Genomic DNA, 16112 nt, shown 5'->3' on the forward strand with positions numbered 1-16112 from the left:
GCGTGAAATCCTGCCGGATCCCAAATACGGCAATGTCGAGCTCTCCAAGTTCATGAACGTGATCATGGAGGGCGGCAAGAAGGCGGTCGCCGAGCGCATCATCTATGGCGCGCTGGAGCAGATGGAGAAGAAGAGCGGCAAGGATCCGCTCGAGCTGTTCACCGTCGCCATCAACAACGTCAAGCCGATGGTCGAGGTCAAGTCCCGTCGCGTCGGCGGCGCCAACTACCAAGTGCCGGTCGAAGTGCGCCCGGTGCGCCGCCTGGCGCTGTCGATGCGCTGGATCAAGGAGGCCGCCCGCAAGCGCGGCGAGAAGTCGATGGCGATGCGCCTGGCCAACGAGCTGCTGGAGGCCACCGAAGGCCGCGGCGGCGCCATGAAGCGCCGCGACGAGGTGCACCGCATGGCCGAGGCGAACAAGGCATTCAGCCACTTCCGCTTCTAAGCGCAACCTCTCCCCGTTCCTCCCCTGGAATGCGGCCCGCCACGAGCGGGCCTGTCCGTTTCACGAAAGAGTTTCATCATGGCTCGCAAGACCCCCATCGAGCGCTATCGCAACATCGGCATCTCGGCGCACATCGACGCCGGCAAGACCACCACGACCGAGCGCATCCTGTTCTACACGGGCGTCAACCACAAGCTCGGCGAGACGCACGACGGCGCGTCGACCACCGACTGGATGGAGCAGGAGAAGGAGCGCGGCATCACGATCACGTCTGCCGCCGTGACCTGTTTCTGGAACAAGAACCAGATCAACATCATCGACACCCCCGGTCACGTGGACTTCACGGTCGAGGTGGAGCGTTCGCTGCGCGTGCTCGACGGCGCTGTCGCCGTGTTCGACGGCAAGGAGGGCGTCGAGCCCCAGTCCGAGACCGTGTGGCGTCAGGCCGACAAGTACAACGTCCCCCGCATCTGCTTCGTCAACAAGATGGACAAGCTCGGCGCGGACTTCTACTTCACGGTCGATACGATCATCAACCGCCTGGGTGCGAAGCCGCTCGTGCTGCAGCTGCCGATCGGCGCAGAGAACGACTTCGTCGGTGTCATCGACCTCGTCGAGATGCGCGCACTCGTGTGGCCCGGCGACGCCAAGGGCGATGTGACCATGGGGGCGTCGTACGAGATCCAGGAGATCCCGGCCGACCTCAAGGACAAGGCCGAGGAGTACCGCCAGCAGCTGCTGGAGACGGTCGCCGAGACCGACGAGGAGCTTCTCGAGAAGTTCTTCGGCGGCGAGGAGCTCACCATCGCCGAGATCAAGGGCGCCATCCGCAAGATGGTCGTCGCCAGCGAGATCTACCCGGTCCTCTGCGGCTCGGCGTTCAAGAACCGCGGCGTGCAGCCCATGCTCGACGCCGTCGTCGACTACCTCCCCTCGCCCCTGGACGTGCCAGCCATCGAGGCGCACGACCCGAAGGACGAGGAGAAGATCATCGAGCGTCACCCCGACGCGAAGGACCCGTTCGCGGCTCTGGCCTTCAAGGTCGCCGTGCACCCGTTCTTCGGTCGTCTGACCTACGTGCGCGTCTACTCGGGCGAGCTCGAGTCCGGTGCTCAGGTCGTCAACTCGACCAAGGGCAAGAAGGAGCGCATCGGTAAGATCTTCCAGATGCACGCCAACAAGGAGAACCCGGTCGACAAGCTCACCGCCGGCAACATCTACGCGGTCATCGGCCTGAAGGACACCACCACCGGTGACACCCTCGCCGACATCGCGCAGCCGGTCGTGCTCGAGTCGATGACGTTCCCTGAGCCGGTGATCGAGGTCGCCATCGAGCCGAAGACCAAGGCCGACCAGGAGAAGCTGGGTCTCGCGATCCAGAAGCTCGCCGAAGAGGACCCGACCTTCCGCACGGAGCTCAACCCCGAGACCGGTCAGACGACCATCAAGGGCATGGGCGAGCTGCACCTCGACATCCTCGTTGACCGCATGAAGCGCGAGTTCAAGGTCGAGGCGAACGTCGGCAAGCCCCAGGTGGCGTACCGCGAGACGATCAAGAAGGCCGTCGAGAAGCACGACTACACGCACAAGAAGCAGACCGGTGGATCGGGTCAGTTCGCGAAGATCCAGTTCACGATCGAGCCGCTCGAGCTCGACGCCGAGAAGACCTACGAGTTCGAGAACAAGGTCACCGGTGGTCGCATCCCGCGCGAGTACATCGAGCCGACCAACCAGGGCTTCCAGGACGCGATGGCGACCGGTGCGCTGGCCGGCTACCCGATGGTGGGCGTGCGGGCGATCCTGCTCGACGGTGCTTCGCACGACGTCGACTCCTCGGAGATGGCGTTCAAGATCGCCGGCTCCATGGGCTTCAAGGAGGCCGTGCGCCGCGCGAACCCCGTGCTGCTCGAGCCGCTGATGGCCGTCGAGGTCCGTACCCCTGAGGAGTACATGGGCGACGTCATCGGCGACCTGAACTCGCGTCGTGGCCAGATCCAGTCGATGGAGGATGCCGCCGGCGTCAAGGTCGTGCGCGCCTCGGTGCCGCTGTCCGAGATGTTCGGGTACATCGGCGACCTGCGCTCGAAGACCTCGGGCCGTGCGGTGTACTCGATGGAGTTCGACTCCTACGCCGAGGTGCCCCGCGCTGTGGCCGACGAGATCGTCCAGAAGACCAAGGGCGAGTAACCCTTTCCTGGGAGCCGGACTCCGGTCCGGCTCCCAGGGCACCTACAACTTCACATTCCCTCTCTACTAAACTGAGAACCTAACCCGTAGAGAACCGGTCGCAATCCAGTGCCCGGCACCTCTACAACGACGTCCTGAGGAGGACCCAGTGGCTAAGGCCAAGTTCGAGCGGACCAAGCCGCACGTCAACATCGGAACGATCGGTCACGTCGACCACGGCAAGACCACGCTCTCCGCAGCGATCTCGAAGGTGCTTGCTGACAAGTTCCCGTCCGACACCAACGTGCAGCGCGACTTCGCTTCCATCGACTCGGCGCCGGAAGAGCGTCAGCGTGGTATCACCATCAACATCTCGCACATCGAGTACGAGACCCCGAAGCGCCACTACGCGCACGTTGACGCCCCCGGCCACGCCGACTACGTCAAGAACATGATCACCGGTGCTGCTCAGATGGACGGCGCGATCCTCGTGGTCGCCGCCACCGACGGCCCGATGGCTCAGACCCGCGAGCACGTTCTGCTCGCCAAGCAGGTCGGCGTGCCCTACCTGCTCGTCGCGCTGAACAAGTCCGACGCGGTCGACGACGAGGAGATCCTGGAGCTCGTCGAGCTCGAGGTCCGCGAGCTGCTCTCTTCGCAGGGCTTCGACGGCGACAACGCTCCCGTCGTGCGCGTCTCTGCTCTCAAGGCCCTCGAGGGCGACGAGAAGTGGACCGAGGCCATCCTCGAGCTCATGCAGGCCGTCGACGACAGCGTTCCGGACCCGGAGCGCGACCGTGACAAGCCGTTCCTCATGCCGATCGAGGACGTCTTCACGATCACCGGTCGTGGCACCGTCGTCACGGGCCGCGCCGAGCGTGGCACCCTGGCCCTCAACTCCGAGGTCGAGATCGTGGGTCTGCGCCCGACGCAGAAGACGACCGTCACCGGTATCGAGATGTTCCACAAGCAGCTCGACGAGGCGTGGGCCGGCGAGAACTGCGGTCTGCTGCTGCGCGGCACCAAGCGTGAGGACGTGGAGCGCGGCCAGGTCGTCGTGAAGCCGGGTTCGATCACCCCGCACACGAACTTCGAGGGCACTGCGTACATCCTGTCCAAGGACGAGGGTGGCCGCCACAACCCGTTCTACACGAACTACCGCCCGCAGTTCTACTTCCGCACCACCGACGTCACCGGCGTCATCTCGCTGCCCGAGGGCACCGAGATGGTCATGCCCGGCGACACCACCGACATGACGGTCGAGCTGATCCAGCCGATCGCCATGGAGGAGGGCCTCGGCTTCGCCATCCGTGAGGGTGGACGCACCGTCGGCGCCGGTACGGTCACGAAGATCGTCAAGTAAGTACTCCTTACTCGCAAAGGGGTCGGGCCTTCGGGCTCGGCCCCTTTGTCGTACCCGGATGCTGCGAGCCTCGGTGACCTGCTCCGCGCGGTCGCAGGGTGTCTCAGAGGCGGCTGATGGATTCCGAGGATCACCGGTGCTGTCCAGACCTCGCAGCGGCTGACAGCGAAGCCCGGCACATGGACGTCGGGTGACGATCGGGCGGGTATCTTCAGGCGGTTCCGTCGAGCAGCCGTTTCACCATTTCACGCAATCCGATGACGGTCACGTCCCCGACGGGATAAGGCTCATCACCGGTGTCGGGGTGCACGACGTATGTCTTGGGCGCCCCGATGTCGTTGCGGGCACGCAAGAGACCTGCGCTGACATCGGGGGCCGTTGAGCGTTTGACGTCGAGCGCGTACGCGGGGACACCGCCCCGCTCGAGCACAAGATCGATCTCGTCGCCTTTCGCAGTGCGATAGTGGTGCGGGCGATACCTGTTGCCCGCGGCAGCGATCAGATTCTCGATCGCGAAGCTCTCGTAGCTGTGACCCGCTGCGGGATGCCCCAGGACGTCATCGATGGTTTCGAGCCCCAAGAGTGCGTGCAGTAACCCGCTGTCGCGCATCAGGATCTTCGGGGCTTTGGTGACGCGCTTGCCGACGTTGGCGTGCCAAGAAGGAAGTCGGCGGATGAGGTAGAGGTCGGCGAGAAGGTCGAGATAGCGATCGATCGTCTGGCCCTTCACTGCGAGTGCCTGGCCGAGTGACGAGGCGTTGAGCAGGCCGCCGCTGGTGTGCGCGATCATCGTCCAGAGCCGGCGGAGAGTCTCGGCAGGGATGCGCGGCGCGAACATGGGCACGTCGCGCTCGAGATAGGAGCGCACGATGTTCTCGCGCCACATGAGGGAGGATGTGTCGCTGTCAGCGAGCACGCTGTCGGGGTAGCCTCCGCGCAGCCAGAGGCGCTCAGCGGAGATATCCGTGGCGTGAGCTTCGTCGACGCGGATCCCGGTGAGCTCAAGGTGGGACACTCGACCGGCCAGGCTCTCGGTGAGCCCGACGAGGTCGAGCGAGGCCGACCCGAGCAGCAGGAACTGACCGTAGCGGTGACCGGCGCGACGATTGTCGTCGATGACGCCGCGGAGAACGTCGAACAGTTCGGGATCGCGCTGTGCCTCGTCGATGATGACGAGTCGCGGTGCCTGAGCGCGCAGGTAGGCGCCCGGATCCGAGAGTCTGCGTCGGTGAGTGGGGTTCTCGAGATCGAGATAGACGGCGCCGTGCGGCCGCGAGTCGGCGATCTCGCGCGCCAATGTGGTCTTGCCCACCTGCCGCGGGCCGAGAAGCAAGACCGCAGCGTTGGATGCCAGGTGCTCGACCAGCTGCTCGCGGGTACCTCGTCGGACGATCTCCATGGTGCAAATTTTCCAGCACATCGTAAATTTGCACGGCAGCGGATGCCATGCGTGATCGGCGGATGATCGCAGCGATGAGTAGGGCGGATGCTCAGCCGTGCTGGTTAGCATGGCTCTCGTTCCCCGAGCTTGAAGGACGGCGCCCGTGAGCGAGATCCATGTCGGCCCGCCGCCGCCCCGCAGTTACGCGCGTTTGTGGGTGTCGACGCTGCTGCTGATCGTGTACGTGGCGTTCGTGCTCGTCGTGACGATGTGGCCGCAGCCGAAGCAGCTGGAGTTCGACGGGATCGCGTCGCGGGTGCTCAAGGCGCTGCACAACATCGGTGTGCCGACCTGGTTCGGCTACGACACGCTGGAGTTCACGGCGAACATCGCCATGTTCGTCCCGCTCGGCTTCCTGCTCGGTCTCGCTCTCGCGCGCAAGGCGTGGTGGGTCGCGCTCTTTCTGATCCCGGCCTTCTCGGGCTGCATCGAGTATGTGCAGGGCATCGCGCTCGACCAGCGCGTCTCGACACTGTTCGATGTGCTCGCCAACACGATCGGCGGCTACATCGGCCTGCTGCTGGCGATGGTGCTGCGCGCGATGATCGACGCGCGAGATCGCACGAAGATCGAGCGCGAGCTCTGGGAGCGCAGGTACGCGGCCGCGCAGCTGCAGCGACAGAACGCCGAGAGAGCGGCACGGCGCTCGGCGCAGCCGGCGTGGGCGGCGCAGCCGACCCCTGTCAGCGTCGAGCCCGATCCGGTGACCCGCGTGCTCGATGCGGACTTCTGGGCGTCGGATGATGCTCCGACGGAGCGGTTGCACCTCTGATATCGATCGAGTCATTCTCGCCGTCGGCAGCCCCATCTCGCGATAGGATTCGCTGAAGCCTCAATGTCGACGCCGACCCGCTTCTCGACCGGGTGTCAGCCGACCGAAAGACAAGACCATGACGAGACTCAGCCGCGATCGCAGCTCCCGACGCAGTACGGGTGCGCGCATGGGGTCTCTCGTCGGTGCTGTGGCGCTGACGTTGATCAGCGTCGCAGCAGCATCCCCGGCACACGCTGAGGTCTCTGATGCGAACGTCGTGCTGACGGCCCAGTGCGCAGATGACGGCTTCACGGTCATCGCTGACGGCGCGGTCACATTCGATATCGGTGACACGGTCACATCCGCTCTCCGCGTCGATGGCGTCGTCGGCGAGGCGAAGACCTTCACGGGGGAAGCCGATGACGTCGTCGCCACGGTCTCCGCGACGACCAGCGTCTTCGCCGATTCCGACACCCACGTCGTCGAATGGCTTCTGAACGATGTCGTGCATGCGAGCGGTGAGTTCGCGGCGGCGACATCCTGCCCTGATGCGCCTGGCGGCGACGACCCGACATCGACCCTGCCCCCGGTCGATGAGACGGTGGCCTTCAGCGACCCCGTCTGCACCGATGACGGTCGTCTCACCGGTACCGCGACGGTGCAGGTCGGGACCGCTGAGCCCGACGGCGTCACGATCGAGGCCACCATCGTCGGCGCGGACATCGACGAGACGCTTCCGGTCGAGCTGGACTCCGATCGTCGCGCGATCGTGGAGTTCCCGATCGCATCGACAGGACCCACGACGGTCACTGTCGTGGAGCGCGACGGCGATGCGACGAAGACGCTCGGCGCGAAGACGTACGACGAGGTGAGCGACTGCGCGACGCAGACACCAACGCCGGAGCCGACAGCCGAGCCGACATCGACTCCTGAGGATCCGGAGAAGACGACGCCTCCTGCCGGAGCTGAGGGATCGGAAGTCGTTCCTGAGCCGGTGCAGAGCGCAAGCCCGACCGAGAAGCCGGCAGCTCCGATCGTGCGCGTGTCGAGCACCTCGGTTCCTGCCGGAGGCAACGTCACAGTGCGCGCTCAGGGGTTCGCCCCGGGCGAAGCCCTGGAGATCTGGCTGCACTCCGACCCGTGGAAGCTGACGGACGCGGTCGCCGATGCGCAGGGAGCGATCTCCGTGAACGTCGGCATCGCCGGAGGCACGGACCTCGGCGACCACAAGATCGAGGTGCGCGGGGCGACGAGCGGTTCAGCGTTCATCGGGATCGTGGTGACTGATGATCTGGCGATCACCGGAATCGAGTCGGCATTCGCGTCGGGCGTCGCGACGACGGGCGTGATTCTCGTGCTCGGCGGCGTTTCGATCTTCCTGCTGGGGCGTCGGGCCCTGGCGGCCGCTCGCGCCTGACGCGCTGAGAGCGTCCGGACACCTGCGGATGCCATCCGCAGAGCAGCGCTCTGCCCGCCGCTAGGATTGACAGGTCGTCAACTCTCGGGGGGTGGATTTTGAGCGGGATTCTCGTTCACGAGTGGCTCGCTCGCACGGGGGGGTCCGAGAACGTCTTCGAGGTGCTCGGCGAGACGTTCCCGGATGCTGCACGCTACGCTCTCTGGGACGACAGCGACGGCAGGTTCTCCGGCGTCAACGAGACCTGGCTGGCCCGTACCCCGTTGCGTCGCAGCAAGGCGCTCGCCCTTCCGCTCATGCCCATCGCGTGGCGCGGGCTTCCGGCCGAGGACGCCGATTGGGTGCTGACCAGCAGTCATCTCTTCGCCCATCACGCGCGTTTCGCGGGCCCTGCACGAGACGCCCCGAAGCTCGTGTACGCCCACACGCCGGCGCGCTATGTCTGGGTGCCGGAGTTGGACGGCCGCGGCGGGTCCCTGCCCGCCAAGCTGATCTCCGCCGCCCTCAAGCCGCTCGATCGCAAACGGGCCCAGGAGCCGGCTGCGATCGCCGCGAACAGCAGCTTCGTCGCCGAGCGGATCGCCGACACCTGGGAGCGCAACGCCGAGGTGATCTATCCTCCCGTCGCTGTCGAAGACTTCGCCGAGGAGCCCGTCCTGTCCGATGCGGACCGGGCGGTGCTCGACGGCCTCCCGGACGGTTTCCTGTTCGCCGTGTCCCGCTGGGTGCCGTACAAGCGGCTGGATGCGGCGATCACGGCAGGCCGCGCCTCGGGCCGGCCCGTCGTGCTGGCGGGTGAGGGGTCGGACGAGCAGCGCCTGCGGGCCGTCGCGGCGGAGAGCGGCGTCGATGTGCGATTCCTGCATCACCCGTCGTTCCCGCTGCTTCGGGCACTGTATCGTCGAGCGGCTGCGCTCGTGTTCGCTCCGATCGAGGACTTCGGCATCGTGCCGGTCGAGGCCATGGCTTCTGGGACTCCGGTGCTGGCCAACGCCGTGGGGGGAGCCGTCGAGTCGGTCGTGGACGGCGTCACGGGGGCGCACGTGCACGACTGGAACTCGGATGCCGAGCTCGCCGCGGCCGTCGATCGTGCCGTCGCCTCGGCGGCGGATGCGTGCGTCGCGCGGGCTGCGGAGTTCGGGACGGTCGTCTTCCAAGGCCGCATCGCCGAGTTCATCGCGAGGCACGCCGGGTGAGCGGCGGTCTTCCATGAACGTCTTAGGAGATTCGGTTGCCGAAGCACGGTGAACCGGAGACGTTGGCCGTCACGTCTCGGATTCGCGCGTTGGACGGATTGCGCGGGCTCGCCGCGCTCGTGGTTCTACTGCATCATGCTCTGCTCGTCGTCCCGTCGTTCGCCGAGCCGTATATGACTGGATATACCGACGCAAGCCCGTGGATGCGCGCGATGACCTACACACCGCTGCATGTCGTGTGGGCCGGACAGTCCGCGGTGCTGGTGTTCTTCGTCTTGAGCGGGCTGGTTCTCACCTTGCCCGTCATCGGCAGAGGGCGGCGGTTCTCGTGGGCTTCGTACTACCCGCAACGTCTCGTGCGACTGTATCTTCCGGCATGGGGCGCTGTTGCTGTGGCGATCATCTGGGTCCTGCTCGTTCCGCGGGATGAGGAGATGACCAGCCTCTGGGTGCAGGCAAGGTCGGTGGTGATCGACGACTATCGGATACCGCGCGACATTCTCCTGATCGGTGAGAAGGGCGGGTTCGTCAGTCCGCTCTGGTCGCTGAAGTGGGAGATCTGGTTCTCGATCCTCCTTCCGATCCTGGTGTTCTTGGCGGTCAAGCTGGCTCGTTGGGCGTGGCTGACGATGTCGATCGCGTTGATCGCCGTGGGGTTCGGGAGCTTCTACGGGCTCGACGCGCTCAACTATCTACCGATGTTCTTCCTCGGAGCGCAGCTCGCGGTGGTGCTTCCGGCCGTGAGGAAGCGCTTCAGCGTTCATGAGAACCCGTTGTCGGCGGACGAACCCCGAAAGAGGAGAGACCGATATGCGAGATGGGGCGCTGCGTTGCTGATCCCGTCGTTGCTCGTTCTTCCCTGGATCCTGCGCCCGTTCGGGATCGACCCGCGTCTGCTTCTTCCCGCGGTTGCTCTGGGCGCACTCCTCGCGGTCATCGCAGCGATCGTGGACACTCCCTTCGCTGCGATGCTTCGCCTGCCCGCACTGCAGTGGATGGGGCTGATCTCGTTCAGCCTCTACCTGACGCATGAGCCGTTGGTCCTGTCGATGGCCTTCATCTTCGGCGAGGACAACGCGACGTGGGCGGCTGTGACGGCGATCGCGCTGTCATTTCCTCTTGCGTATCTCTTCTATCGGTTCGTGGAGGCGCCGAGCCACCGCTTGGCCCGCGCCGTGCGTATTCCCTTTTCTGAGCGCCACGAGGATCGCGGTTGAGCGCCACTTGCTCGCCCAACCGAGATCAGACACCCGATGAAGTATCGAGGTAGGTGGAGGTCAGCCCTCTCGACTTGAAACGACGCAACTGACGAACCACGCGTCACTGAGGCTGGGTTCCCTTGCGCGCGTAACCTATTGAGCGTTGAAGCCCGGCGGACGTCCCAGCCACATAAGCGCAGAACTTCTTGATTGGGCGTTGCCGCTCGGACAATGCTCGCATCGCGAGCCGAGCGGTCGTTGCAAGCCCCGGTCCGAACAGAATTCGCAAGGCGGACCAGAACCCGGTCGAACACACGATCAGTCGGTTCCGAGAGATGTAGTAGTACCAGATAGTCGACTTCCCCTCCCGGGCGGAAGACGCGCCGACCTGATGCCAGACGCGTACACCAGGGATCACGAACATCGGGATGCCCAGGTCGCTAGCGCGAAGTGAGAGATCCGCATCTTCCCAATAGAGGAACAAGTCCTCCCTGAATCCACCGATCTTCTCCCAGGTCCTGCCGGTGCACATCAGTGCCGCACCCGGCATGAATGAACACGGGATAGGCGCCGTGGCTTCGGGAACCGACGATACGTGCCGGCTGCTACCTCGACGCAGATCCAGCGTCCCTCCGGCGAACCATATGAGTTCACCGTGCGTACCAGACGTGATCACCGGTGAGACGATCACGTCGCCAAGATCGACAAGGGCTTGCTCGAGCGAGTCGAAAGCTCCATCAGGAATCACCGTATCCGGATTGAGAACCCAAACAACGTCTGAGGGCGTCAGCGGGACGGCTGACACGCCAAGGTTGACCCCGGCGCCAAAGCCTCTGTTGTCAAGACTCGACACAAGAGTCGCCTTGCTCAGCGGGGCCAGGAGGGCTTCGCAGCGCTCGAGCTCACCGGCTACGGTTGACCCGTTCTCAACGACGACGACATGCACCCGATCATCGCGAAGCGAAGCGAGGCAGTCAGCCAGGACATCGGATGAGTTGAAGTTCACGATCACGACGTAGCGCAAGGTTCCACTTCCGTTTGTCTGCTTGGCTCGGAGCCCGTACTCGTCATCGTGATGTGGTGACCGTGCCAGACGTGGTCCGCCTCTGCCCGCGACCGCCAGAGCCAACGGGCACAGCAAGTACTCTAGGCTATCCCTAGACTCCCCGGCCAGTAATCGAGTGGACGGATGAGTGGAGGGAAAAAGTTGAGGATCAGTGCGCGCAGGACGGCTCGGGGTCGAGTGAGAGTATTGCACTCCATGCGGAAGCCTGATGGCGACACCAAGTATGCGGACCACATGGCTGCCGTCGCTGGAGACGGAATTGAGATCCTCTTCTTCTCTTGGCGCAGAGCATTATTCGGGCTCTACGATATCTTCCATTTGCATTGGCCCGAGGGTCTGCTTCGACGAGGATCTGGTCCGGCAGCCCTTTTCAGCTATTGGCGTGTACGCGCACTGATAATGAGATTGAAGCGTTGCCGCATTCCGGTTGTATACACAGTGCATAACGTGGCTCCGCACGAAGACTGGGGCGACGGTCGCCTCAACAAAGTCGTTCACGGATTCGAGGCGCTCACGCGCGCCGAGATTCATCTGGTCCCAGAGCCAGACAGGAAGCCTGTTGCGCCCGCGGCGGTCATACCGCATGGAAACTATCACGAAGCATTTGCCCCGCATCCACGGTTGGAGATGGAGGCGGGGAGGTGCCTGTTCTTCGGACTCATCCGCCCCTATAAAGGTGTTGAAGAACTCGTTTCTGCCTTCGACGAGCTCGACGACAATAGCGCGTCACTGCGAATCGTCGGCAAGGTCATGGACAACAGATTGCGTGAGGCCATCGTTCGATCCACCCAGCGTGATGGGCGAGTAACTGCGAGATTCGGGTTCGTCTCCGACGCGGAGCTGGTCGGCGAAGTGTCTCAGTCTCAGCTGGTGATATTGCCATATCGCAACCTGCATAGCTCGGGCGTTGCGATTGTGGCACTTTCGCTCTCAAGGCCCATTCTCGTTCCTGATTCAGCAACGACGAGGGCATTGAGGGACGAAGTAGGGAGCGAATGGGTGCAGATCTTCACCCCGCCTGTAAGCGCAGACGACATTCATCGCGCTCTGCAAGTGGTGGGTGACACTCCTCGCGACTCTAGCCCCGACCTGTCGGCGCGTTCATGGGAAAAGATACGCTACGAACACGCAAAGCTCTATCGAGCAGTACTCGACCGGCCGACGTCGAGCAAAATACTCTGATGATTACGAGGAATGCCGTCGTTGAGGAAGGTGCGCGATGAAGAAACAGATGGTGTATGCGTGGGTTACGGGTCAGGACGATAATGTTGGAGACTCCGCGTTGCGCCGAGGGTATATTCGCGCACTGAAGTCGCGGGGTCCCGTCGTCGCCTACATCGCCAACGGATCGAACAGCTATGCGAGCGGTTTGGGCCTTGACGGTTCAGACCGAACCGAATCATCGCTCACCTCTTGGCTGCGTAGTGCCATACGGGACTCCACGGAACACCAGATTCTCGTGGCTCTGAATGCCGGGGAGTTCAGCCTTTCGAATCGCTACACGCTCATGATGTTGCAGCTCGTCCCGGCACTCAAGGCTCTAAAGAGACGTGGTGCAAAGGTTGTGTGGCTAGGCGCAGCGGTACCAAATGTCCCTAGACTTCGAGGGTGGCTATTTAAGCCTCTGCATGCAGCATCAGATCTGATTCGTTGGCGCGACGAGGGAACCTCCGAGGTGTTTGCTCCTGCTCCCTGGATGCCCGACTGGGCTCTTGCGCTTGACTCGGCAGGGGTGACCGGCGAACGCGTCTCACTAGGGGTGTCTTTGCGGTTCGATCGCCCGTATCCATCAGAGCTGTGGCTTGAAGCGGTTCGTCGCCTAGCAGAACGGTTGGATCTTGAGATCGTCGTTGTCGCCCAAGTCGTTCGTGACACGGAACGGGCGCATCGACTTGCTCGCGCACTGGGCGGACGTGTCGTCCCATTCGAAGACGGCACCGATCACGCAGAGCAAGAACGGCGCGTTCGTCTGGAATATGCGCGCATGTCTCTCATGATCAGCGACCGTCTTCACGGGTTGCTCATTGCATCGACTGAGGGCGCTGTACCACTCGCGTGGTGCGAAGCGGCTACCGAGAAGATGGCGAGACATTTCAGAGCTCTGAATCTCGCTTGGGTCGTGGTGCCGCACGGCAGCGAAGTGGAGTCGCTTGATCGTCTGGAATCGGAACGGGTGCGGGTCTACGCCGACGAGGTCGGTAGGGCGATCCGTGAAGCACGTGACACTCTGTCCGAGATTTCAGACGCCCTCAGTGAACTTTCATGAGACTCGGTTTCCGTCGGCAGGGGCACGGAAGACTCGTGCGTGCTGACGGGCGATCGACTCGTCGGTAGGCAAGTCTGCGGTCGCGAGCGCTGCGGCCGAGAGGCGCGTGCGGATTTCTGGTGAGTCGGCTAAGAGTTTCAGCGCCTTGGCTAGCGCTTGGGGGTCGCGCGGCTTCACGAGCAACCCGTTGCTATTGTCGCTCACCCATTCAGCGGGACCTCCTTCGTCTGATGCGATAACGACGCGCCCTCTGGCAAGGTACTGAAGTACGTTCTGTCCCAGAGGCTCTGGCCTGCTTGAATACTGGATACAGACATCGATCGAGTCGATTGCAGTTTCGATGTCGTGCGTGAATCCAAGAAATTGCACGTTGTTGAGTCCGAGACTGGCTACTTGCTGCCGCAGCTTCGCGGCGTAAGATTCCTTACCGAATGCTGCGTCACCATAAAAGACGAGCGATGCTTCCGTATCCAGGCCGGAGATGGCGAATGCCTCGATCAGGAGATCTTGCCCTTTCCAGTCGTCGAGCCGAGCCACCATGCCAAATCGCAATCGACCATCGGCGGGCGTTCTGCTCGATGACGCCCGACGGACTCCGATCGCACTGGGAATGATAGCAACGGACTGCCGACCTCGTAATAGCGGTCGGATCGTTTCGGCTGTTGCAGCGGAGTTCGCAATGTATGTCGTTGCTCGTCGCGCCGAAAGCAGCCTGAAAGCCAATAGACCTATACGACCGAGGGCAGCGGCCTCGATACGATCCCGTAGGTGGACGACAAACGGCGTGCGGTGGCCTGTGAGGGCGATGGCACCGTAAACCGCGGAGCGTGTCGAGTTCGCATGCACCACGTCAACGAGATCGAAGTTGATCGTCTTTCGGATCGCATATGCATTGCGCAGTAGGTCTGCGGCTACTCCCATCGCGCCCAACAGGCCGGTTTGCGTTGCCCCCGGCTTCTGCGGTCGCCCGGCCCGGACAATTTTCACGTTCTTTGCTGAGAGCCCGTGAAAGACCCCCTCATCCAGACCTCGGGGGATAAGGAGGCTCGCATCCCACCCTCGGTCCTGGTCGCTGAGGAGGCGCTGGAGCGCGAGTTCGGCTCCTCCGTATTCGGTTGAGTGGTCGAGATGCAAGACGTGGGGTGTGTGGGTCGGGTTGGACACAAGCCAAGACTATGCGAGGGCACGGAGGAACGTTCCACGCGGTCAGTTCAGGTGACGTCATCGACTCGGTCTCGGTCTCGGTCCGGGCCTGCTCGTCGGTGAGGATGCCTGCATCGATGACGCACTGCCAGGAGGATCCTCGGTCTGCGGTGAACCCGTATGCGGCGCTGAGCCCGTTCGTGACGTGACGTTTCGCGGCCATCGGGCTCTGGCCTTCCGCGCAGGTGAGCTTCTCGCTCAAAGAAGCTGAGGCACGTCGGACTGTTCACCCTCAGCGGAAATCGTTTGTAAGCTTGCCCCGTGCTCAAGTCGATCGCTTCGCTAGGCGCGATCAAGATCGCGGCACTCGCTCTTACGTTCTTGGCGACTCTGGGTTCGATTCGCATCATCACAAGCGCCTACGGCTTCGAGGCTTACGGTGCGGTTTCGCTCGTCGCGACCGTGGTCGCCTTCATGCCGATCGCGGACCTCGGACTGAGCATCGGACTAACGAATCTAGCCACCAGAGCGAAGACCACCTCTAGTTCGTCCGACCTCCGGCTTTCACTCTCGACGACGATCTGGATCCTCCTCGGCGTCGGCATCCTGGTCGCAGGAGTGGGAATCATCGCGGGTTGGCTCGGGGTGTGGCGCGTGATCCTCGGCCCCGCTTCCACCCTGCTCGGGAACCCGGACGCTTACATGCCACTGTTCCTGGCATTGTGCGGGCTCTGGGTCGCTACCGGGCCCGCGTATCGTCTCCTCATCGGCCAGCAGCACGTGAACACCGTTGTGGTGCTTCAGGCAGTTGGCCCCATCGCTTCCGTCACGCTGACAGCGATCGCCGCTGGCGTCGGCGCGCCCATCGTCGTTTTCGCGTTCTTCCCGCTCGTCTGCTCCCTTCTCGCGTCCGCTCTCGGCTGGGTGTTTGCGTTGCGCGGGATCCCCAACGGTTTCAGGCCTCCGATCGCGCCGCAGCGAATAGGACGCAAGAGATACGCTCGAGTCGTGCAGCATGGGTCATCAGGTTTGATGTTCATGCTAGGGGGAATGCTTCTGTTCTCCTTTGACAGAGTGATGCTTTCTCAGGTCGGCTCTCCTGTCATGCTCAGTATTTATGCCACCTGCATTTCTCTTTACTCGGCGGCGCAATCAGCATTGGGGACTATCGGTTCGTTCCTGTGGTCGCACTACACACGATTGAGGATTCAATCGGAGTTGACGCCAGCGCTGGTAACTCGCCACACGCTAGGTTTTGCGGGGTTGGGCGTTGCCGTGGGCGGTGCAGTTTGGGCTATCTTCCCGGTCTACCTCTTCCTTGCGGGCATTTCCGATACCGATCCGCTGATGGCGCCCCTCATCGGATTGACCGTTGCGCTCCAGGCGGTCCTTCTTCCTGGAACGAGCGCGCTGACTCTACCCCACCAGCTCCGTAGTCAGGGTGTGGGTATGCTCGGTGCCCTGATCGCGAAGATCTGCTTCGCCATCTGGCTGATCCCCCTGCTCGGGGCCCCAGGTGTGATGCTCGCGACGATACTCGGCATCGTCCTGGTTCAAATCCCGGTCGTAACCGTTTTGGTTCGCCGGCTACCACAGGGCGGCGGGCGGTGACGGCAAAGAGTCCAAAGCGGGCATCCCGGGCCGCCCAAAGGAACC

General features: G+C 63.4%; 13 protein-coding genes. 10 read left to right on the forward strand and 3 right to left on the reverse strand.

Annotation, left to right across the window (positions count from 1 at the left end; all coding sequences use genetic code 11):
* The 3 genes from rpsG to tuf form a co-directional block, all read left to right on the forward strand.
* On the forward strand, positions 1-445 hold a 445-nt coding region (rpsG, locus tag QM568_RS06495; protein WP_415137026.1), incomplete at its 5' end, for a 30S ribosomal protein S7.
* A 78-nt stretch (positions 446-523) separates the two neighbouring features.
* Positions 524-2632, forward strand: coding sequence for an elongation factor G (gene fusA / locus QM568_RS06500; RefSeq protein WP_415137028.1), 2109 nt, complete (start codon positions 524-526; stop codon positions 2630-2632).
* A 148-nt stretch (positions 2633-2780) separates the two neighbouring features.
* Positions 2781-3974 (forward strand): elongation factor Tu, encoded by a 1194-nt coding sequence (tuf, locus tag QM568_RS06505; protein ID WP_415137030.1) that lies wholly within the window; start codon positions 2781-2783, stop codon positions 3972-3974.
* Positions 3975-4185: 211 nt separating this feature from the next.
* Here tuf and QM568_RS06510 read toward each other — a convergent pair whose 3' ends face one another.
* Entirely contained in the window at positions 4186-5373 is a 1188-nt protein-coding gene (locus QM568_RS06510; RefSeq protein WP_415137032.1) for an ATP-binding protein, read from the reverse strand.
* A 145-nt stretch (positions 5374-5518) separates the two neighbouring features.
* On the opposite strand from QM568_RS06510, the gene QM568_RS06515 reads away from it, so the two are divergent.
* The 4 genes from QM568_RS06515 (at position 5519) to QM568_RS06530 (ending at position 9999) form a co-directional block, all read left to right on the forward strand.
* On the forward strand, positions 5519-6187 hold the full coding sequence (locus tag QM568_RS06515) for a VanZ family protein (protein ID WP_415137034.1): 669 nt from the start codon (positions 5519-5521) through the stop codon (positions 6185-6187).
* Positions 6188-6356: 169 nt separating this feature from the next.
* Entirely contained in the window at positions 6357-7586 is a 1230-nt protein-coding gene (locus tag QM568_RS06520; protein WP_415137036.1) for a hypothetical protein, read from the forward strand.
* A gap of 98 nt (positions 7587-7684) precedes the next feature.
* The gene (locus tag QM568_RS06525; RefSeq protein ID WP_415137038.1) at positions 7685-8782 is read left to right on the forward strand and encodes a glycosyltransferase; all 1098 of its coding nucleotides are present in this window, start codon (positions 7685-7687) and stop codon (positions 8780-8782) included.
* 35 nt (positions 8783-8817) lie between these two features.
* Positions 8818-9999 carry an acyltransferase family protein gene (locus QM568_RS06530; protein WP_415137040.1) on the forward strand — a complete coding sequence of 394 codons (1182 nt, stop codon included), beginning with the start codon at positions 8818-8820 and terminating at the stop codon, positions 9997-9999.
* A gap of 103 nt (positions 10000-10102) precedes the next feature.
* Here the strand turns inward: QM568_RS06530 and QM568_RS06535 are convergent, their stop codons facing one another.
* Positions 10103-11005 (reverse strand): glycosyltransferase family 2 protein, encoded by a 903-nt coding sequence (locus tag QM568_RS06535; RefSeq protein WP_415137042.1) that lies wholly within the window; start codon positions 11003-11005, stop codon positions 10103-10105.
* Positions 11006-11281: 276 nt separating this feature from the next.
* Here QM568_RS06535 and QM568_RS06540 point away from each other — a divergent pair, with 276 nt between their 5' ends.
* A complete protein-coding gene (locus tag QM568_RS06540) occupies positions 11282-12229 on the forward strand; it encodes a glycosyltransferase (protein ID WP_415137044.1) in 948 nt (315 codons plus the stop codon).
* 37 nt (positions 12230-12266) lie between these two features.
* Entirely contained in the window at positions 12267-13313 is a 1047-nt protein-coding gene (locus QM568_RS06545; RefSeq protein WP_415137046.1) for a polysaccharide pyruvyl transferase family protein, read from the forward strand.
* Here QM568_RS06545 and QM568_RS06550 read toward each other — a convergent pair.
* Positions 13308-14477 carry a glycosyltransferase family 4 protein gene (locus tag QM568_RS06550; RefSeq protein ID WP_415137048.1) on the reverse strand — a complete coding sequence of 390 codons (1170 nt, stop codon included), beginning with the start codon at positions 14475-14477 and terminating at the stop codon, positions 13308-13310. The two genes, QM568_RS06545 and QM568_RS06550, sit on opposite strands and share 6 nt — an antisense overlap.
* A gap of 300 nt (positions 14478-14777) precedes the next feature.
* Between QM568_RS06550 and QM568_RS06555 the strand changes: the two genes are divergently transcribed.
* A complete protein-coding gene (locus QM568_RS06555) occupies positions 14778-16067 on the forward strand; it encodes a hypothetical protein (RefSeq protein WP_415137050.1) in 1290 nt (429 codons plus the stop codon).
* Positions 16068-16112: the final 45 nt, after the last annotated feature.

Source organism: Microbacterium sp., from assembly GCF_047607465.1.
Lineage (GTDB): Bacteria > Actinomycetota > Actinomycetes > Actinomycetales > Microbacteriaceae > Microbacterium.